Raw genomic sequence first — 20,624 nt, 5'->3', positions numbered from 1 at the left:
ATAAACGTATAGAAGCATTTTACTAAAATATAGTATGTGCATATTTTAGTAAGTAATAAACAACGTAAATCCAACTTAAACAACCGTGAACAATTGCCCACCCTATGGATTTGTATGCGGTGTATGAAATAACCATAGAAAGGCAAGTTCCAAAACTTATTCCCTTTTTAATGACATTAACTGTTTTTTGATTGCTCTTATTTTTCATATCCAAATCCTCCTTCTCGAATCAAAGCCCGCTGGTATAAAGAATATATTCTTAAACCCGAGAATCAATGCCAAATGAACTGATGTAGCAGTGTACTTAATATTCAAGCATGACATTAGAAAAAGGGATTTTGCGTATGGAAGACGAATAGAAGATAGGTGAAAAGAAATATGGAAGTACAAGAAGGGATGGTGAAAACTTGGGACCCTCGTTTCAGATGTTTTCGATGCCACATTTCATCGCAATAATTGCACTTTGCTTATTAATCATTCTAGTATTCATAACAAAAAAGAGATGGTCGATTTCACCGGAAAAAATCCTGTTCATTGAACGTCTATTTGCATTATCTTTATTGACAATGGAAATCCTTTATCATGTTTGGCTCTATCAAACTGGAAGGTGGAATTGGAGTAACTCATTACCACTTGAATTATGTAGTATTAGTTTAATTTTGACGATTGTCCTTTTATGGACAGGGAATAGACATGTATATGAATTTGTCTTTTTTGCTGGCATTGGAGGAGCTCTTCAAGCGGTAGCAACGCCAGTTTTAGATCTTAGTTTTCCTCATTTTAGGTATTTTCACTTTTTTTATACCCATTTCGGAATAATATTAACTGCACTTTATTTCACATGGGTGAAGGGTTACCGTCCTACATTAAAAGGAATTATTAAAACGATGGTTGCATTAAATATATTGCTACTATGCATATTCGTGTTAAACATTCTTCTTCATGGGAATTATATGTTTTTGAGAAAAAAACCAACAAGTGGCAGTATACTTGATTTTTTAGGTCCATATCCATGGTATATCCTATCATTAGAAATTGTTGCGTTTATAATTTTCGTTTGTTTGTGGCTAATATTTCGAAAAAGGAGTACTAGAGCTGAATATAATAGATCGAAAAAAGTAGCCACATGAAAGGATTTCACATGGCTACTATTACAATAATATTTAGGAAACTCCTTGAGTAAAAAATTCTATTAGAACTAGGGGACAACCCTCTTTTTAAGCACTTATTTCTTCCACTACTTTTCTTTATACCACCTACAAGTGAAAGATGCTTGTAGGTTCATATAATTATAAAGCTTGCGGGCATGTCTTCCTTCTTGAGTATAAGGATTTATTTTGGGATGCAGCTGGCGGAGGAATTCACGATCACATTCACATGGATTTCTACCTCTACTATAACATTCGTCATGTGCTTTACAAACTGCATCTACCTCATTTATAGGAGCTCCGGGTCCACTGCAACCAGGTCCACACCATTTATATCCTGGAAATACACAGAAACGTATCCTCCTATTTCTTCTTCGGGACAAATCAACCACCTCCCTTGAATATCAAACTTTCTAATATAAGCTATTCAATAGTCAGTTAAACTGCATAGTCTAGTACCTAGAAGTTTCAAAAATATTTGTAAGAATTTAAGGGATAGAGAACAGAACTTTAGAATTATGCTCATACAAACTCTTTGATAGTGTAACTGATGTACTTTGAGAGCACTTTACACTTTTCTTAGTATATAGATTAGTATAAAATAGATTGATTAGTCTAAAAATTTAGTGTTTTATAGAGGAGGCGTACTAAATGGCAATTGAACTAGTGAGAGATTATTTCGAGAAGTTTGAAATGGCACATAGAATTCAAGAATTTGAAGCATCAAGTGCAACAGTAGAGCTTGCAGCACAAGCATTGAGTGTAGAACCAGCTCGCATTGCGAAAACATTGTCTTTTAACAAAAATGACAGCTGTATTTTAGTAGTTGCCGCAGGGGATACAAAAGTTGATAACGCAAAATTTAAGGCAGCCTTTGGAGTGAAAGCTAAGATGCTTTCTCCTGAAGAAGTACTTGAACAAGTAGGTCATGCTGTTGGTGGGGTTTGTCCATTTGGGATTCCAGAAAATGTATTAGTATATGTAGATGAATCTGTAAAACGCTTTAAAACTGTTTTTCCTGCTTGTGGTAGCAGTAATAGTGCTATAGAACTTACTAACGAAGAATTATTTACATATGCTAACGGTGAGGAATGGGTAGATGTCTGCAAAGGATGGGAATAAGAGAGGGTGGTAGAATGTATGTGCATAAAATATTTAATTCTCTATTATTAATTGCTTTAATCAGTGTGACGATGTTAATAAGTGCTTGTAGTAGCAAATCCAATACAGAAGAAGTTCAAACAGAAGAAATACTAGCATATTTAACTAACTATGATGAAAAAACAAAGTCATTAACGTTTGATGAGATAGAATGGATTGATCAATCTGATACCGGGAGAATAAAGGAATTAGGATTAGATCCAGAGTCAGATTTTCCTAGTGGATTTCGGGTTTATAATGAGTCAGAACAAACAAAAAGCTTAAAAGTGTCGGATGATGTTGAAATAGATGTGGTGAATGGAGCTAATCTTCAAGAACCATTGATAATAGATATCCAAGAGCTTGCTAAACATATTCAAGTATACAAACCTCTATTTTATTTAACAATAAACAATAATGTAATTATAAAAATGTCAGAAAAATACACACCATAATTAAAACACATCTTTACAAGGACAAAGGGGATTTATATGGATATCACTTTTAAAACACCAGCAGGAAGATTTAATTATCGCGTAGGTGGATTGCTAATTCATGAAGGGAAATTGCTCATTATGCATGATGAAAATCAACCCTACTATTATGTTCCAGGCGGTCGTGTTATGTTGCATGAAAAAAGTGAAGATGCGATGAAACGAGAAATAGTGGAAGAGCTCTCAATAGAAGTGAATGTTAAGCGGATGTTATGGGTGGATGAAAACTTTTTTGTGGAAGATACATTGAAAGAGCAATTTCATGAAATATGCTTTTTTTATTTATTGGAGCTAAAAGATAATGAAATCCTGAAAAATGGCGATGAATTTGTTGTAAATGAAAATGGGAAAAAACATACCTATTATTGGAAAAGTTTCGATGAGTTGCAAGATATTAATGTGTATCCACTTTTTTTGAAAGAGAAGATAGCAAATTTACCTTTTTATATAGAACATATTTCATAGATAGTTAGCGATTAATGCGAGAATCGATCAATCTTCCACATAGACGATGAAATGACGAACATTTAAATGAGACAGTATTAATCACCTTCAATTTGTTCATGCTAGAAAAAGAGGAGGTGTGATACTATGACTCAAGTCGTTCTTTGTGAAGTCAATAACTGTACGTATTGGGGATCTGGAAATAAATGCAGTGCAGATGCAATTTATGTAGTAAGTAGCAAGGGTAAACAAGCATCTAATAGTGAAGAAACAGATTGTAAAACATTTGAACCAGAATTTTAAGTTGCTATAACACCTCATTGGAAGCTCATGGACATTATGTTCATGAGCTTTTTTAAAAGATAAGAAAGTATATGGAGTATCGTCCTGCGAAGTGTTCACAGTACCTGAAAGAATTAAATAATATCGCGGATTTCCGTTTCAGGTGGACGCGTTCCGCGGGGGCGCCGCATTCGTGTCGCTTGCGATGTCTCATCTGTCTCCGAGGAACAAAGGCTAAGAGCGCCACATCGTGTGGCAACGCCTCCATGACCAACATCCTGTTGGGCTCCGGCTGGAGTCGCTACCTTTCACTACAATCAACAGTGCAATTAAGAAAGACAATATACTTGGAAGAAATAACGATCCAGTATTCTCCGTTTTTTATTAATAGGGCAAGTGGAAGCTGAAAAAATAGTTAGAATCCATGAATAAAGAAGTGCTGAGCGGACGAAATTGACTCTTCGTCTGCTTTTAAAAGAGTAGGATAGCATCTTATCTCTCATTATCCAAACCAAATGCACTATGTCCTTTCATATTCCAAGAGGGCGACGGACAAACACCCGCCACAAGATTACCTAAAAAAGTGGATGGAGAAGTGACGCAGTCACTTCTCTATCCACAAAAATTCCCTCTTTAATAGTGTAGCGATGATTCGTACAAAGCACTCTGGGAATAGAGAAGACAATAGCACTTAAAGGACGCTAGCGTTTTTCTCTGAGGAATGCATTACTAATAAGTAGTGATTTTGAAGAATTGCTGTAGAGCATAAATCCAGCGTTGCCACCATGTGAAGCTATCTTGAAATTTTTCCAAATCCAAAGTGTACAAAGCGTCTTCATTTTTCCAAAGACGTTCAAAATATTTTTCCATTTCCCGAACAAGTTTGCTATCGTTTGGTGCAATTACACGTAAGTTATTTTCTAGATTATAATTATCTAACGTCCGATCCGTATAATTAGCCGAGCCATTTGAAATAATTGTGTGTTTCTCCGTTTGAATCCATATAGCTTTCGTATGATACTGGCCGATAACAGTGTTGTACCATTTAACATGAATTTTTCCTTTCGTATCCTCCACCATCTTCTGAACAACAGGCCGATTCGGTATTCCTGATTTTTCTTGACCGAATGAGTTTTTATTTGGATCAAGTATGAGATTTACTTCTACACCACGATTTGCTGCATCAATGAATGCAGTAACTACTTCAGGCTCCGCTACAAAGAACATGCCAAGCCAAATCTTATCCCCTTTTTTTGTCTTTGCCAAATCTTCGAGCAATGCATCTGAGATCTTTTTCTCCGTTAGGTATTGTACTGCGTATTGTCCATTTTCTTGATTTGCCTCCACACGTGGAAGCTTGGGACCTCCAGAAAATAAAGAAACAGCTTCTTCCGATTTTAGAATATCATTCAATATCGAGCCTGTTACTTTCAAAGCAATATTTCCATGGTATCCACTTGCATCATGCGGATTGGAAGATGTGATTAGCGCTTCCTTTTCCGTTACTACTGCTTTTCGATGGTTTGCTTTCACGTTGAGTAGCGATAAATAGGAAGCAATGGTCATCTTCGGTGCATCACTTGCCATTGCATTATCAATCCATCCTTTTCCTCCCAAATCAATCCACTGAAAAAACATTCGGTATATACCTGAATAAATAGGCGTCGAATCACGCAATGGATCTAAATCGGTATACACTATGTCTACTCCAGCTTCACGCATTTTCTTAAACCACTTATTTTCATATGACCCGTATCCACGGTTGATTGGATCAGTTATAAAAACTACAGGCATATCAGGGTTCTCTTTCTTTTTCTTTGCTAAAGCTATTGAAAGTGTATCTGCAATATTTGGGAATTTTTTATCTCCGTCATAGTAACCATCAAATAAGAAAAAGTCGACAACAACAAATTCTTCAGCTTGGTTGATCATGTTATATACTTCATCAAAAATATGATTTTCATGAACCATATCTGTTCCTTTTCTGTCCTGTGCATACGTCAAGTCAGTGATAAACTCTACCTTATCTGTATTATGTATCTTGCCCGCAAATGAAACACCATCCGGAAGAGGCTTATACGTGTTCCATAAAATCACGGCAATATAAATAAGTGCAAACACACCAATAACACCCATAATAATCCGCTTTCGCTTACCTCGTGGTTTATGAGTCTTCTTAGCCATATGTAGTTCCCCCTAGAAAAACTTGTTTATTATTGTTATTCCCTGACTTTATGAAATGCAAACAGAGCTATATATTATAAGAGTTTGGGGAGGATGATGGAGGTGAAACTAATAGAAATTACGAAGGGAAATTGGTTGAAGATAGTATTTTTAACGACAAATGAAAATGGGGGAGCAACAATTACAGAGAAGTTTGGTGCTTCCAATGCATTGTCAATCGTACAGTCTGTTTTTGAAACGTGGTGGATTACTAAAGGAATTCAATTGGGAGCTAATTTAGTAGGTTTTACGATGTATGGATATTGTGAAGATCTATCTAAATAGCAGTTATGCCGATTTATGATTGATAAAGCATATCAGGGTAAGAGATATTGAAAAGCAGCTATTCCACTTATCTTGGATGAAATGAAAAAGATCGAAAAATGTAGTGCAATTTATTTATCTACAGAGCCTGAAAACGAAAAAACGAGAAAACCTTATGAGAGTTTTAGTTTTCAAAAGACCGGTGAGATTGTAGATGGTTAAGTGGAATATTGGTTGAAGCTTAAAAAAGAATGGGAAAGCTAGGATATGTAATGGATTGAAAATTATCGTATAGGAACAAAAATACATGTGTAATATAACATTAAGCAAAACTGTCTCAATGGCTAATATGCGATTGGGACAGTTTCTATTTCATTGACAACTTTTTTTATTCATGATAAAATTACTTTGAATTAAAGATACTTGAATTAAAGGTAAATAGGAGGAATAATATATGAATCACTTAAAAGGTATGCACCATGTAACAGCGATTACAAGCAGTGCAGAAGAGAACTATAAATTTTTCACGTATGTGTTAGGCATGCGTTTAGTAAAGAAAACAGTGAACCAAGATGATATCCAGACCTATCACTTATTTTTTGCTGATGATGTAGGTGGAGCAGGTACAGATATGACGTTCTTCGACTTCCCAGGAATTCAAAAAGGTACACATGGAACAAATGAAATTTATAAAACAGCTTTCCGTGTTCCTAATGATGCAGCTTTAGATTATTGGGTAAATCGTTTTAATCGCTTGGAAGTCAAACATGCTGGTATTCAAGAACAATTTGGAACAAAGGTTCTTTCTTTCGTCGATTTTGACGACCAACAGTATCAATTGATTTCAGATGAAAAAAACGAAGGCGTTGCAACTGGAACACCATGGCAAAAAGGACCGATTCCTTTAGAGCATGCCATTACTGGACTAGGCCCTATTCATATTCGAATTGCTGAATTTGATTATTTAAAAGAAGTGCTAGAAAAGGTATTACTATTTGAAGAAATAGCGCATGATGGATCTTTCCATTTGTTTGAGGTTGGTGAAGGTGGAAATGGAGCGCAAGTAATCGTTGAAAAAAATGTAATTCTTCCTCCAGGCAGACAAGGATTTGGAACTGTTCACCATGCAGCATTCCGTGTGGAAGATCGAGCGGTTTTAGACGAGTGGATTGAGCGTATGGCGAGTTTTGGATTCCAAACATCCGGTTTTGTGGATCGCTTTTTCTTCCAATCACTGTATGCAAGAGTAGCAGCAGGGATTCTATTCGAATTTGCAACGGATGGTCCTGGGTTTATGGGAGACGAACCATATGAAACACTAGGTGAAAAACTATCATTGCCTCCATTCTTAGAACCAAAACGCGAGCAAATTGAAGGATCTGTTCGACAGTTTGATACAGTTAGAAGCACAATCGAATTTGAGAAAGAATAATTAATAAACAAGTCCATTTCCGTAAAAGGTGGTGGGCTTTTTCTATTTTATTTTGTAAGTAAATGGATGAACGAGACCAAACAGCACTTCACCGAGACCAGATTAACTAAACCTGAGTAAAGCTATAATCGGCAGTAATTGCCTTCGTTCTTATAAAAAAAGTTCCAGGGATGAACGCATAAAAGTTTACGGAAATCTATATTAATTAGAATCAAGTATTTTCTTTCTTCACAGATGCTTCAATATAACCATTTAGGGTATAAGGATTAAAAGGTGAATACACTTAGGTGAGGAGGAAAGTTTAATTGATTCGATTTGATAAGATCTCCAAAGTATATAACGATGGAACAGAGGCATTGAAAAATGTTTCCTTAACAATTCCGGACGAACAATTAGTAGTAATAATTGGTCCCAGTGGATGTGGAAAAACTACATTAATGAAAATGATTAACCGTTTAGAAACTCCAACCTCTGGAGAAGTGTACGTGGATGGTAAAGCAGTTTCTTCCCTAGATCCGGTGGAACTTCGAAAAACAATAGGGTATGTCATTCAACGAATAGGCTTATTTCCACATATGACGATTGAAAAGAATGCATCGCTTGTACCGAATTTAAAGGGATGGTCAAAAGAGAAAACAGCGAAGCGAATCCGTGAGCTAATGGTAATGGTTGGGCTTGATCCAAAGCAATATTTAGTTAAATATCCACTTGAGCTAAGTGGGGGACAGCAGCAACGTATTGGAGTGGTAAGGGCTTTAGCTGGAAATCCAGAAATTGTACTTATGGATGAACCATTTAGTGCCTTAGATCCGATAAGTCGTGAGCAATTACAAATGGAAACGAAAAGTTTACAGGAGAAGATAAAGAAAACGATTGTTTTTGTCACGCATGATATGGATGAAGCATTAAAAATAGCTGATAGAATTGTGGTAATGAAAAGCGGGGAAATAGAGCAAATAGGTACTCCTTCCGAACTAATAGAAAATCCAATCAATGAATTTGTAAAAAACTTTATAGGAATAGAACGTATCAATCGAAAACGAGCCGTTGGAAAGCGTGAAATACAGGAATTTAATTGTTTTTTTGAACAAGAAAAACAAAGTCCATGCTTAGAAGTGGATGCAAGCATGCTGCTAGAAGAAGCAATTGCTTTATTAGAAGACGGTGCGGCAACATGTTTACTTGTAAAAAAGGCTGATGAAAAGTTAGGGTATGTGACCCAATCCATCCTTTTACGTGCAATGCTTGCAAAAGAAGAGGTGGTATAAGTGCAGAAATTTTTTGAAACGATTCAAAGCAGATCCGATTTGATTCAAGATGCATTTATTCAACATATTTATTTATCGTTTATCGCACTTGCAGTAGGCATTGCCATCTCACTTCCATTAGGTATTTTTGTTGCAAGGTATCGAAAGTTTGCGGAGCCAGTAATAGGAATCACAGCCATTTTTCAAACAATTCCTAGTTTAGCGTTATTCGGTTTTTTAGTTCCTCTTATAGGAATTGGAGCAAAAACAGCATTAATTGCATTAATTATTTACGCACTTTTACCTATTTTACGCAATACATACACTGGGATTACAAGTATAGATGGATCGATAATTGAAGCAGGAAGAGGGATGGGGATGACAAAAAGCCAATTACTTTGGCAAATTGAGTTTCCTCTTGCCTTACCGTTTATTATGGCAGGCATACGAACGGCCACTGTTTTAACGGTTGGAATTGCGACGCTAGCAACATTTGTTGGAGCAGGGGGCTTAGGGGATGTTATATATCGAGGATTGCAGTCTTATAATAACTCACTCGTTTTAGCGGGAGCATTACCTGTAGCTTTATTAGCTATTTTGTTTGACTTTGCTTTGAAATTAATTGAGAAAAAGTCCACCCCAAAAGGACTAAATACTGGAGGATGATGGAGAATGAAAAAGAAGTTACTAGCGATTGGGATTGTAGCTACTGTATTATTAGGGGCTTGCTCTAGTTCGAATGAGGCACTTGTTATAAGTGGAAAGCCTTGGACAGAACAATATATACTACCGCAAGTTTTAGGGCAATATATTGAAGCGAAGACAGATTATAATGTGAAGTATAAAGAAGGTCTCGGAGAAGTGGCTATTATGACTCCGGCTCTTAAAAAAGGGGATATAGACCTGTATGTCGAGTATACAGGCACTGGATTAAAGGACGTTCTTAAAGAGAATTCAGAGGTTGGGGAAAGTTCGGAAAGTGTGTTGGACCGAGTGAAAAAAGGGTACGAAGAAAAATTTGAAGCCACTTGGTTAAGTCCACTTGGGTTTGAAAATACGTACACATTAGCTTATACAAAAGATAAAAACTACGATGCAAAAACTTATTCTGATCTAGTTGAAATCTCTCGAACAGGAAATATGGTATTCGGTGCACCGCATGCATTTTATGAACGTCAAGGAGATGGGTTTGATGATTTTATCAATTCATATCCATTTACATTTACTAAAACGGAAAGTCTCGATCCAAACGTTATGTATGAAGCATTAAAGAGCGGGGATGTGGATGTAATACCTGCGTTTACAACAGACGGCCGTATTGAACGTTTTGATCTTCAAACGACAATAGATGATTTAGGTTTTTTTCCAAAGTACGACGCTGCTCCTGTCGTTCGACTAGAAGCATTAAAAAAGTTTCCAAAGCTTAAAGATGTATTAAATGAACTTGCAGGAAAAATCTCAGAAGAAGATATGTTAAAAATGAATGCACGTGTAGATATTGATGGAGATAAACCAGAAGATGTCGCGCATGACTTTTTAGTGGAAAAAGGGCTAATTAAGAAATAACTAAAAAAGCACCCGATTCTATATTAAATAGAATCAGGTGCTTTTGGTTATATAAGTGTTTTAAAGTTTAAGCGTTTATTTAATGCAGTCATAACTGGAATACCAACTGCTAATACTGCGAATTCACCAGCTGCAACAGTTAACCATGTGTAAAAGAAAGGTAGGTCAAATGCAAGTTGTAATTCGAATGCAATGATAAAGGTCATAACCGTAAAGATTAACGTATTAAACACCATATGTGGAATATGCCCTTTAATAAACTTCGATGCAAAAATAGTGATAGATAAGGAAATCACAGAATGTGCTACCCCGAAAATGAGGTCATATGCCGCCATTGGGGAGAAAATATTTGTTACAAAGACACCTAGTACAATTCCAAAAAAGAACTTTTTATTGAAAACGACAAGGTGGTTAAACATTTCGGAAATACGAAATTGTACTGCTGTAAATCCAAAGGGTGCTACTAGTAACGATACAGCAACATATAAAGCAGCGATAATTCCGCTAGTTGCAAGAGTTTTTGTTTTCATTATTCATTTCTCCTTAGTTTTTTTACGTGGGAGGTTCTCGAACCACGTTATTTGTAATGCACAATTGCTAATTATATGATACTAATAGTCAATTTGTCAAAAAAAATTTCCTTTCTAAACGACTATGTTAAAATAGGGTTCAGTTATGAAATCTACTTTATTGCTCATAAACGACAAAGGGGAGATCGTCAGTGAAGTCAAATAAATACACACTTGATCGATTCGAAGATGGATTTGCGATATTTATGGATTATCCAAGTGAAACAGAAAAACTACTTGTCCCTTTCTCAGAGATACATACACTCCTGAAAGAAGGAGATATCGTCTCCATCACAGTTATGGAAGATTCGTATCAAATTGACCTACTAGAAAATGAAACGATGAACCAAAGAGATAAAATTCAATCCTTATTGGAGCAATTGAAGAACAGTGAAAAATAGCATTACTATCATTAAAAGTCTATAAAATTATCAAAATAAACGTGACTAACATGAATGTTTCAAATTTCATGTTAGTCACGTTTTTTGTGTTAGTCATGTTATTCATGTTAGTTTTGGTGCCTGGCACCTGTAATAATTCTGTAATAATTCGTTAGAGTGATGTGTCACGTAGGAAGTTTTTGACAATATGATGATCGGGCTCGTATGTTTTGAGTGCATAGCCTTCTTTTTGTAGCCATTCGATTATTTCTGGTAAGGCTTTCGTTGTTTGGCTTCGATCGTGTAGTAGCACAATGATGTCTCGGTCTCCTGATTTGTAAGATTTCTCAATTCCGGCTTTTACATTTTTCACGATTTGATTGGTTTCTTTGTCAGTGTATTTCCAGTCTTTTGAATCGACGTCCCAATCCCATAGTTTGTAGCCATTTTTTATTAGTTCTGTTTGCATTGCTGCGGTAAGATCAGGTTTGCTGCCATATGGTGTTCGGACTAGTTTTGCATCTTTACCAGTCATTTGTTTGATAAGTTTTATACCTTCGTTCATTTCATTAATGAAGGACTTGGACGTTTTATAAACTTTCTCTTTGTCATGGGTCATGCTATGAGTTCCAATGTAGTGCCCATCTTTTACAACGGAATTGATAATGGCTTCGTTCTTTTTCATGTAATTTCCTACAAAGAAGAAAGTTCCCTGGACGTTATACTTTTTTAATGTGGTGTTGTTGATTGTTGTAAATTTATTTGGACCGTCGTCAAACGTTAAGTAAATTGTTGCTTTCGCTTTTTCTACTGCTTTTGCTGGTGGAGGGATTGTTTGTTTATTTAAGATTTGGTTCAAATAAATTTCGAAGTCCGCATGAGACATATGTCCATAGTCATCTCTATATATTCGTTGTGTATTCTGTTTCGGAAAGTCATGTACTTTATAACCCATTTCTAATGCAATATAGTTAACGCTGATGAAAAGCTTCCCATTTACTTTAACAATAGGAAGCCAATCAAGTGGTGTCCCATTTTCAGATGTCTTTTTAGAGCTTTCATTATAACTAATTTCAATCCCATTTTTCCGGATATAGGTAATGCCTTTCTCTATCTCGAATGGGATATCTAAAAATGCAGCAATTTCTTCAAGTGGAACTTTCGTATCTTCATTAATTACTTTGATGTCACTAAAATCTAGCAATTGATCGCTGAGTCCTACGTTATATGTTACAGATGATGCTGCTTGACCAATGGTTGTACAATTAATAGAAGATAGAATAAAAGCTACGCAAATTATAAAAAATATTTTAATAACAATAACCACCCGTATTTATATTAGATTCTCACCCTAGTATTATATGTATTTTGTAATCATTGTATACTTGTATTAAAATATATAAGAAAAAAATGAAGTTTCGTTGTTTGAAGAAAATTACAAAGGAGGTGAGTATAATGGCAAGTAGATTGAAATTGCCAGATAGTGCAACGTCTCATGCAAAGCCTACTTTTGGAAAGGCGATACTTTGTGTGGGAAGCTGTTTGATTCAACAATAATCGCCATTTCATCATATTGGCTTTGCACCTTATTTCAAGTTCAGAAAAAATAAGGAGCGAGCAAAATGACATATATAAAAGCAACTTCTGTCTTACCTGAAGCGCTTGTACTAGAGATTCAGAAGTACATTCAAGGTGAAACTATTTATATTCCTAAACAAGGAGAAAGTTATAAACACTGGGGAGCGCTTTCTGGAGAAAGAAAACGTATTGACGATAGGAATGTATTGCTTAAGAAAGCTTATAAAAATGGTATTTCCATGAATCAGCTTGCTAAAGAGCATTTTCTATCAGTAGAAACTGTCAAAAAGATTATCTATTCAAAGTAAGATTTGAGCTGGTAGCCATTCAATGTGGTTATCAGTTTTTCTTATGTCGAAAACAATTCATAACCATCTTTTCCGTTTATTAAAAAACTATTTTCCGCTACAATTGATGAGAAGAGATTATGTAAAATATGTGAATAGGAGAGATGATTATGAATCCTTTCATTAGAAATGATCAATATAACTTTATTAAAAACCAAACGCAAATATTGATTAATGGGCATCTGTCAGTTAATGATCAAGGTGTAATAAATGCACTAAAATCGCTTGCGAAAGAAAAGGTTTTGGCCCTTTTTGAAGACCTAAGTGAAGAACAAGCTAACTTGCTCCAATCGATTGTAGAAGTAAAAGAAAAAGTAGAAGCAGAAGTATTTTTAGAACAAATAAAACAATTTGTCATACCGTTTAAAGAAATAAATGAACAAACGATAAAAAAAATATTCCCTAAAGCAAAGAAGTTAAAAATACCAGCCATAGAAAAAATAGACTTTAAAGAGATAACTTATTTAGGATGGATTGATAAAGGTTCTAACAAAAAAATTCTTATCTTGGAACATAACAGTAAGCATATTGGAATTTCAGGAGGTTTCTATAACTCCAACAAGAAAGGTATTTGTTCACTATGTAATCGCTTCGAGGAAATTGGTATGTTTACTTCTGCTATAAAAGGTACGACTCAGGACGCTTATATAAGTAGGGGGAATTATATTTGCCAAGATAGCCAGAAATGCAATCAAAATTTAATGTCATTAGATAAACTGGATGAATTTTTTAATCTAATAGTAGGACGTTAAGTTGTACCGAATTTCAAAACAAACGTGAATGTTTGAACATTCACGTTTGTTTTGGTGCCAGGCACTTGTAATATTTAAGGGAGGAATTTCCTTGGAAAATGAAATGCTGAAAATATTTGATGGAGATAGAAATGAGATAGGTAAGGCATCGCGAGAAGAAGTACATAGATTAGGATTATGGCATGAAACTTTTCACTGTTGGATTATTGGGAGAGAAAAGGGAAAAGATTATATTTATTTGCAAATTAGAAGTGACTCAAAAAAAGATTATCCGGGTTTGTTGGATATCACGGCTGCTGGGCATTTACTAGCTAATGAGACAGTACGAGACGGAATTAGAGAAGTGGAAGAAGAACTTGGCATAAGCGTTTCTTTTCAGGAGCTACTTTCTCTAGGGATAATAGATTACTCTGTCACATCCGGAAATCTTATTGATAAGGAACTAGCTAATGTTTTCTTCTATGATTGCTCTTTAAATTTTGATGATTTCTCCCTCCAAGTTGAAGAAGTCTCCGGTATCGTTCGAGTAGAGTTCAAGCAATTTGAAGCGCTTTGGTTAGGCGAATTAGAAGAAGTTCATGTAGAAGGATTTAATATAAATCTAGAGGGAAAAAGAGTTTCTATTAAAAAAATGGTCACAAGGAATAATTTTGTGCCTCATGAAAATTCATACTATGAAATGATTGTCCATGGAATCAAAGAAAACTTGGGTCACTAGTCTTGCTTTCCTTCATCTACTTGACCAATTATCACAAAATTCTACAAACCACTAATTAATTCGAAAAGAAATTCATTTTTCATTGATTAGTTCTAAAGGAATAGTTATTATGTAGGTAGAAGGTAGTTAAAAATGCTTACTATTAGGATATAATGTGACTTTTGTTTTTGGTTTGTTTAGAGATAGTGTACTTGTATTTGTTAAGTACGAAGGGGGAAATGATTTGAAAAACATCAAAATTGGAAGAAAACTATTATTACTTATTATTGCCAATTTAGTCTTTCTCGCAGCGGTCAGTTTTGCAGGATTTACTTATATGAACACAATGGGTAATAACAGTGAGGATATGTACCACAAACGGCTCATACCTATTAAGGATCTTATTCTAATACGTAATTACAACCGCACCATGGATTCATACACTTTGGAATTGATGATCACGGACGATACAGATAGGAAAGCCGAATTACAAAAGAAACTGGATGAAGTCTTAAGCCTTAACAAACAAACTTTTGCGGAATACGCTGAGAAAGGTCTCGATAGTTTCGAACAAGAAAAATACGATCCTTTAATGTATAACTATAACATCTATGAAAAAGAACTAGCTAATGTCATTAATTTAGCAAATATAGGTAAGAAAAAAGAAGCGTATGATTACTATGTGGCGAAAGTGATAGCAGTTAGAAATGTGATTTCGGATAAAACGACGGAACTTAGTGATTACAATATTGATATTGCTGATAAATTGAATAGTACGAATAAGGAAGCGCAGCAACAAGCGAAAATGATCATGATTTCGTTAGCAATACTTGCTATTATCATCTCTGTAGGTTTAGGCATTTATATTTCTCGATTAATTACAAAACCAATCACATCGATGCAAAAGCTTATGGTTAAAGCTGAAAATGGTGATTTTACGATTCGTGGAGTATACAAGTCAAAAGATGAAATCGGTGTACTATCTGCTTCTTTCAACTCCATGCTAACTGGATTGCAAAAATTAATAGGACAAGTTTCTCAAACGTCTCAACAAGTCGCAGCTTCTTCGGAAGAATTGACTGCTGGAGCCGAGATGACGAACAAAGCGACTGAGCATATTGCAAATATTGCCCAAGAACTCGTCATTGGTTCTGACCAACAAATGACGAGTGTTGCCGAAACAACTTCTTTCATGAATGAAATGTCTTCAGGTGTTAATCAAATCGCTACAACAGTTCAACATGTTACAGAAATAGCGGATGAAACTACTGCAAGAGCACGTGAAGGAAATGAAACAATTGAAAACGCAATTGAACAAATTAATTCGATCAATGAAACTGTAAAGGGACTCGGTAAATTGATCGTAAATCTTGGAAATCGATCGACTGAAATCGGCGCTATTATTGGAGTCATTACAGATATTTCTGCACAAACAAATTTACTTGCGTTAAATGCGGCAATTGAGGCAGCAAGAGCAGGGGAAGAAGGACGAGGATTTGCAGTTGTAGCAGATGAGGTAAGAAAACTAGCGGAGCTATCTTCCAATTCAGCTAATAAAATTGCTAATCTGATCACTGCAATACAACAAGAAACGCAATTTGCAGTGAAATCAATGGATCTGGCAACAGAAGAAGTACAGCAAGGAATTCTAACTGTAAATAATGCAGGTGTTTCATTTGGACAAATTGAAAAATCAGTGCAGGAACTAACGCATGACATGCACGAAGTATCTTCTGCTGTACAGCAAATGGCAGCAAGTACAGAGCAAGTTTTAAGTTCAGTAAATCTTGTCCATGAAGTGGCTACGGCTACAATGGCGGGAACGGAAGAAGTATCTTCAGCTACAGAAGAACAGCTTGCCTCGATGCAAGAAGTTGCAGCATCGTCCAACGCGCTGTCAGAAATGGCAGAGGAACTACAAACACTAACATCTAAATTTAAAGTGTAAGATAAAAACACCCATACTTCCACTAAATAAATGTGGAGCGTGTTGGGTGTTTTTTTCAAGGATGCATTCTATAAACGTTATTATTAGGAGAAGAAAAAAACCAACTTTCTCAATAGAAAGTTGGTTGATCTTTTTTTATTCAAGTATTTTTATAGTTACCGTTTTACGTCCCCATTTATAGGCGTCGCTTGTGGAAGAGAAAAATACGTCAATTTTGTTTCCTTTAATGGCGTTTCCTGTGTCAGCAGCGATGGCATAACCATAACCTTCTACAAAAACTTTTGTCCCAAGTTTAATAACATCTGGATCGACAGCAATTACTTTTACGTCTGGATTTCTTTTTAAGTTAATACCTGTACTTGTCACTCCTGAGCACCCATTACAATTTGCAGTGAATGCACTTGCTGAAACTACTATTTCCTTCACTACTTTATCCTCCGAGTTAGAGCGAGAAGGATTTTTAGTTTTTGTTGCTTTTCCATTAGAGGCAACCAGAAGTTTTTGTTTTGGTTGAATTGTATCTGCTTTCAAGTTGTTCCAAGATTTTAAGTTGGCAATAGACACTTTTTGCGATTTTGCAATTTTATATAATGTGTCCCCTTTTTGTACTGTGTACGTTGAAGATGCGGCTAAGCTTGTATTTGCCCCGCTAACCAATAATGCAATTATGATAATGAGTGTTCCAAGAACTTTTCTCAAATACTCTACTCCTTGCTTTTTAGTCTAGGTTCATATTAGCAGAATTTTATTACAGGAATATTACGGCAGTTTACCAAAAGCATTACAGAATTGATTATCAATATTACAGTATGAAAGTAATGTATAATGGAAAAGATGCTTATTTTTTATCGGGAAGGGATACTTTATGAAATTTTTTAAATGGTTTTTGGTACTAGGTAGTATGTTAATGTTGCCCTGGATTGTATGGCTTCTTTCGGATGAAAAGCAGCTTCATGTTGCTGTTCTAAACAAAACAGTGCCAGAAGGTGATATTAGCGGTCACCAAGGATTCTATTGGTTATTAAATTATATGAAAATAAAAGATAACACGAACAAGTCGTACAATTCCAAACTAGACTATTTTGGTTTATCTTTTGCAAATGGTACATATAAGGAAGAAAAGTTACCTTCTGATTTATCAGATTTTGACTTAATAAATATAATAGATACATATGGTGTAGACAAAGAGAATGTATCAAGTGGGATGACTGATGAAGAGTGGACATCTATACAATCTTCTAATGAAGACAATGATACAACGCTCGTGATGGAATATAATTCAGTGTCCGCTCCGACGAATGATCGAGTAAGGGAAAAAGCTACAAATTATTTAGGTGTAAAACAAACAGGATGGATTGCAAAATATACTACTTCATTGGCAAAAAAGGATGGGGAAGTTCCCACTTGGGTATTAAATGATTATAAAAATACTCATAATTCTGACTGGACATTCGAAGGTGAAGGGATAATTTTTCATCAAGAGCTTACAGGGAAAGTCGAAGTGCTTTCAGTTAATGCTGGAACACTTAATGAACAAGGATTACATTTTCACATGACAAATTTAGGGGAAAAGGATTTTTCTCTTAGTAAAAACCATCTATACACTGACTGGTTTGACATAGTTGTTCCAAATGATGGTGCAGATGTACTTGCAGAGTTTAAATTAGATACGACTAGTGAAGGTGAAAAAATTATTCAGAAAATTGGTCTCCTTTCTGAAGTGCCGGCAATCGTAAGGAAAAGACAAACGCTAGCAAATAGTTATTATTTTACTGGTAGTTTTAGCAATGTTGAAAAGGTCCCAAGCCTTTATAAATATAAAGGTTTTACAAAAATAAGAGAATGGTCGACAGTTGACTTTTTGTTTCCAGGTGATAGTTTCTATTGGCAAGTATATGTTCCAATTATGAAATCAATTCTTCATGAGGTAGAAACAAATAGTGGAAAAAGGGAGCAAAAGGATAAAACCGTTGCTACACTAAAGACCAAAGAAGGATTAATGTATAATACACGAATCAATGAAAATAAATTTGAAGTGTATCGAAATGATAAATGGGAAAGCATAACGATAAAAGGAGTAAATCTTGGCATGGGTAAACCAGGGGCATTTCCTGGGGAAGCTGCAATAAGTCGTGAAGAATATGCACGATGGTTTGAATATATTGGGAAGATGAATGCAAATGCGATACGTGTCTACACTCTTCATCCACCTGCATTTTACAAAGCACTTAAGCATTACAATGAGACACATGAAAATCCAATATATGTATTTCATGGAGTGTGGATAGATGAGGCGCCGTTAGAGGAAACACTAGACGCATATACGCCAGCAATCACAAAGGAATTTCAACACGAATATAAACAAATGGTGGATGTTATTCATGGAAAAGCAGAAGTACCAACAAAAGTCGGTCATGCGCACGGAACTTATGACACGGACATTTCTCCTTATGTCATTGGCTGGATGATTGGAATTGAATGGTATCCGATTATGGTAGATAATATGAAAACTGAATATGCAAATCTTCCTCAGTATAAAGGAAACTATATAGAAACAAACGAGGCAGAAGGATTTGAAATTTGGTTAGCAGAACAAATGGATACGTTAATGACTTATGAAGCTCAACAGTATAAATGGACACGTCCGATGAGTTTTACGAATTGGGTATCCACTGATAATATAGACCAACCAGCAGAACCTTTAGAGCAAGAAGATTTGGCTTCCGTTGACCCAAATCATATGCATATAAAAGAGGGATTGGAATTACCAGGCCTATTTGCTTCTTACCATGTCTATCCTTATTACCCAGACTTCTTAAATCTAGATGAAAAATATACAGAATACATTGACCAACGCGGAAATAAAAACAACTATGCAGGTTATTTACATGACTTAAGATCACATCATTCAATGCCTATCCTTATAGCGGAATTTGGTATTCCAGCTTCCCGAGGTATTACACATTTAAATCAGTTTGGTTGGAATCAGGGAGGACATTCAGAAAAGGAACAAGGTAAAATTTTAGCTTCCCTTTATGAAGATATATTAGCTGAAGATATGATGGGAGGACTAGTATTCAGTTGGCAAGATGAATGGTTTAAGCGTACGTGGAATACGACGGACTTGGATGACCCAGATCGACGTCCTTTTTGGTCAAATCTACAAACAAACGAACAGAATTTTGGATTATTAAGCTTTAACACGCTAAAAATAAAACTAGATGGAAAAGTTAATGATTGGAAAGGAATAGATCCGATCTATCAATCGACAGACGGCCCAATTCAATCTGTTTATATAACAAATGATGAAGCATATTTATATTTACGAATAGACAAAAAATCTAGTAATAAAGATGAAGATTGGTTTAAAAACAATAAAGTAAATATATTGTTTGATATATCACCAAAAAGTGGTTCAAGTACTATAAATGAAAATCCACTTATTCAAACAGACCGTCCTGTGATCGACTTTTGGGCAAACATACAAGATAAGACTAAAGCTAATTTACTTGTAGATTCGTATTATGATCCTTATTTGTATCAATATGGACATGTACTAAATATGTTACCTGGAAAAGAATCAATTCCAACTACAAATTCAGGTGTCTTTAATCCAATTAGATATGCGTTAAATAAAGGAGTAGTAAGACCTGATACCGGGCAAGTGATCCCATTTGAAGGATATGAAACTGGGAAATTAGTTCTTGGAAATGGTAATCCTAAGGATTCGAATTATAACTCCCTTTCAGACTATTTTGCGGATGAAAAGTCAGGAGTTTTCGAAATGCGTATTCCTTGGTTACTGTTAAACATAAAGGATCCTAGTAGTAAAGAGGTCTTGCCAGATATGTATAAAGATGGTTTGGAAGGAAACGTGGAAGTAAAAGATATTGGAGTAGCCTTTGTTTTTGAAAGTGAAGAAGGTGTAACGTCATTTCCAGATAGGAAAAACAATAAAATAGAGGCAGATAAGATGGCCAGATACAATTGGGAAAAATGGACAAGTCCTTATTCTAAAGAGCGATTAAAACAATCTTACTTTATATTACAACAAGAATTTAAAATGATTAAATAGAAAAACGTCCAGTCGGTATCGAGACCGTTGGACGTTTT

At 35.4% G+C, this 20,624-nt stretch carries 22 protein-coding genes and 1 riboswitch; of the genes, 16 read left to right on the top strand and 6 right to left on the bottom strand.

Going from position 1 to position 20,624, the window contains the following annotated elements; translation table 11 throughout:
* Nucleotides 1-22: 22 nt before the first annotated feature.
* Complete coding sequence (locus tag PB01_RS16210) at nucleotides 23-208, bottom strand: hypothetical protein (protein WP_151701145.1); 186 nt, start codon at nucleotides 206-208, stop codon at nucleotides 23-25.
* Between the two features lie 217 nt (nucleotides 209-425).
* Between PB01_RS16210 and PB01_RS16205 the strand changes: the two genes are divergently transcribed.
* Nucleotides 426-1,130 carry a YwaF family protein gene (locus PB01_RS16205; RefSeq protein WP_151701144.1) on the top strand — a complete coding sequence of 235 codons (705 nt, stop codon included), beginning with the start codon at nucleotides 426-428 and terminating at the stop codon, nucleotides 1,128-1,130.
* A 107-nt stretch (nucleotides 1,131-1,237) separates the two neighbouring features.
* Here the strand turns inward: PB01_RS16205 and PB01_RS16200 are convergent, their stop codons facing one another.
* Nucleotides 1,238-1,540, bottom strand: coding sequence for a phospholipase (locus PB01_RS16200; RefSeq protein ID WP_318837478.1), 303 nt, complete (start codon nucleotides 1,538-1,540; stop codon nucleotides 1,238-1,240).
* 259 nt (nucleotides 1,541-1,799) lie between these two features.
* Here PB01_RS16200 and PB01_RS16195 point away from each other — a divergent pair, with 259 nt between their 5' ends.
* From PB01_RS16195 to PB01_RS16180, 4 genes are all read left to right on the top strand, one after another.
* Nucleotides 1,800-2,270, top strand: coding sequence for a YbaK/EbsC family protein (locus PB01_RS16195; protein WP_151701142.1), 471 nt, complete (start codon nucleotides 1,800-1,802; stop codon nucleotides 2,268-2,270).
* 20 nt (nucleotides 2,271-2,290) lie between these two features.
* A complete protein-coding gene (locus PB01_RS16190; protein WP_225986069.1) occupies nucleotides 2,291-2,743 on the top strand; it encodes a hypothetical protein in 453 nt (150 codons plus the stop codon).
* Nucleotides 2,744-2,779: 36 nt separating this feature from the next.
* A complete protein-coding gene (locus PB01_RS16185; protein WP_151701140.1) occupies nucleotides 2,780-3,247 on the top strand; it encodes an NUDIX hydrolase in 468 nt (155 codons plus the stop codon).
* A 126-nt stretch (nucleotides 3,248-3,373) separates the two neighbouring features.
* Nucleotides 3,374-3,529: a DUF1540 domain-containing protein gene (locus PB01_RS16180; protein ID WP_151701139.1), complete on the top strand. Its 156-nt coding sequence runs from the start codon at nucleotides 3,374-3,376 to the stop codon at nucleotides 3,527-3,529.
* 708 nt (nucleotides 3,530-4,237) lie between these two features.
* On the opposite strand, the gene PB01_RS16175 is transcribed toward PB01_RS16180, so the two are convergent.
* Entirely contained in the window at nucleotides 4,238-5,692 is a 1,455-nt protein-coding gene (locus PB01_RS16175; protein WP_151701138.1) for a phospholipase D family protein, read from the bottom strand.
* A gap of 102 nt (nucleotides 5,693-5,794) precedes the next feature.
* On the opposite strand from PB01_RS16175, the gene PB01_RS16170 reads away from it, so the two are divergent.
* The 5 genes from PB01_RS16170 (at nucleotide 5,795) to PB01_RS16150 (ending at nucleotide 10,240) form a co-directional block, all read left to right on the top strand.
* Entirely contained in the window at nucleotides 5,795-6,016 is a 222-nt protein-coding gene (locus PB01_RS16170) for a hypothetical protein (protein WP_151701137.1), read from the top strand.
* 433 nt (nucleotides 6,017-6,449) lie between these two features.
* A complete protein-coding gene (locus tag PB01_RS16165; RefSeq protein WP_151701136.1) occupies nucleotides 6,450-7,427 on the top strand; it encodes a ring-cleaving dioxygenase in 978 nt (325 codons plus the stop codon).
* A gap of 305 nt (nucleotides 7,428-7,732) precedes the next feature.
* On the top strand, nucleotides 7,733-8,695 hold the full coding sequence (locus tag PB01_RS16160; protein WP_151701135.1) for an ABC transporter ATP-binding protein: 963 nt from the start codon (nucleotides 7,733-7,735) through the stop codon (nucleotides 8,693-8,695).
* The gene (locus tag PB01_RS16155; protein ID WP_151701134.1) at nucleotides 8,696-9,340 is read left to right on the top strand and encodes an ABC transporter permease; all 645 of its coding nucleotides are present in this window, start codon (nucleotides 8,696-8,698) and stop codon (nucleotides 9,338-9,340) included.
* 6 nt (nucleotides 9,341-9,346) lie between these two features.
* Nucleotides 9,347-10,240 carry a glycine betaine ABC transporter substrate-binding protein gene (locus PB01_RS16150; RefSeq protein ID WP_151701133.1) on the top strand — a complete coding sequence of 298 codons (894 nt, stop codon included), beginning with the start codon at nucleotides 9,347-9,349 and terminating at the stop codon, nucleotides 10,238-10,240.
* A 47-nt stretch (nucleotides 10,241-10,287) separates the two neighbouring features.
* Here the strand turns inward: PB01_RS16150 and PB01_RS16145 are convergent, their stop codons facing one another.
* On the bottom strand, nucleotides 10,288-10,770 hold the full coding sequence (locus PB01_RS16145; protein ID WP_151701132.1) for a QueT transporter family protein: 483 nt from the start codon (nucleotides 10,768-10,770) through the stop codon (nucleotides 10,288-10,290).
* Between the two features lie 7 nt (nucleotides 10,771-10,777).
* Nucleotides 10,778-10,822, bottom strand: a riboswitch (PreQ1 riboswitch).
* Nucleotides 10,823-10,961: 139 nt separating this feature from the next.
* Here PB01_RS16145 and PB01_RS16140 point away from each other — a divergent pair.
* On the top strand, nucleotides 10,962-11,210 hold the full coding sequence (locus tag PB01_RS16140) for a DUF3006 domain-containing protein (protein ID WP_151701131.1): 249 nt from the start codon (nucleotides 10,962-10,964) through the stop codon (nucleotides 11,208-11,210).
* A gap of 151 nt (nucleotides 11,211-11,361) precedes the next feature.
* Here PB01_RS16140 and PB01_RS16135 read toward each other — a convergent pair whose 3' ends face one another.
* Nucleotides 11,362-12,393, bottom strand: coding sequence for a polysaccharide deacetylase family protein (locus PB01_RS16135; protein ID WP_225986068.1), 1,032 nt, complete (start codon nucleotides 12,391-12,393; stop codon nucleotides 11,362-11,364).
* A gap of 418 nt (nucleotides 12,394-12,811) precedes the next feature.
* On the opposite strand from PB01_RS16135, the gene PB01_RS16130 reads away from it, so the two are divergent.
* From PB01_RS16130 to PB01_RS16115, 4 genes are all read left to right on the top strand, one after another.
* Complete coding sequence (locus tag PB01_RS16130) at nucleotides 12,812-13,075, top strand: CD3324 family protein (RefSeq protein WP_151701129.1); 264 nt, start codon at nucleotides 12,812-12,814, stop codon at nucleotides 13,073-13,075.
* A gap of 149 nt (nucleotides 13,076-13,224) precedes the next feature.
* Complete coding sequence (locus tag PB01_RS16125; protein WP_151701128.1) at nucleotides 13,225-13,866, top strand: FusB/FusC family EF-G-binding protein; 642 nt, start codon at nucleotides 13,225-13,227, stop codon at nucleotides 13,864-13,866.
* Between the two features lie 91 nt (nucleotides 13,867-13,957).
* Nucleotides 13,958-14,584 carry an NUDIX hydrolase gene (locus PB01_RS16120; protein WP_151701127.1) on the top strand — a complete coding sequence of 209 codons (627 nt, stop codon included), beginning with the start codon at nucleotides 13,958-13,960 and terminating at the stop codon, nucleotides 14,582-14,584.
* A gap of 223 nt (nucleotides 14,585-14,807) precedes the next feature.
* On the top strand, nucleotides 14,808-16,511 hold the full coding sequence (locus PB01_RS16115; RefSeq protein ID WP_192797375.1) for a methyl-accepting chemotaxis protein: 1,704 nt from the start codon (nucleotides 14,808-14,810) through the stop codon (nucleotides 16,509-16,511).
* A gap of 135 nt (nucleotides 16,512-16,646) precedes the next feature.
* Here PB01_RS16115 and PB01_RS16110 read toward each other — a convergent pair whose 3' ends face one another.
* Entirely contained in the window at nucleotides 16,647-17,210 is a 564-nt protein-coding gene (locus PB01_RS16110; RefSeq protein WP_151701125.1) for a 3D domain-containing protein, read from the bottom strand.
* A gap of 166 nt (nucleotides 17,211-17,376) precedes the next feature.
* On the opposite strand from PB01_RS16110, the gene PB01_RS16105 reads away from it, so the two are divergent.
* Nucleotides 17,377-20,586: a hypothetical protein gene (locus PB01_RS16105; RefSeq protein ID WP_151701124.1), complete on the top strand. Its 3,210-nt coding sequence runs from the start codon at nucleotides 17,377-17,379 to the stop codon at nucleotides 20,584-20,586.
* Nucleotides 20,587-20,624: the final 38 nt, after the last annotated feature.

Source organism: Psychrobacillus glaciei (genome assembly GCF_008973485.1).
GTDB classification, from domain to species: domain Bacteria; phylum Bacillota; class Bacilli; order Bacillales_A; family Planococcaceae; genus Psychrobacillus; species Psychrobacillus glaciei.
This window is presented reverse-complemented; position numbering and strand designations above follow the sequence as displayed.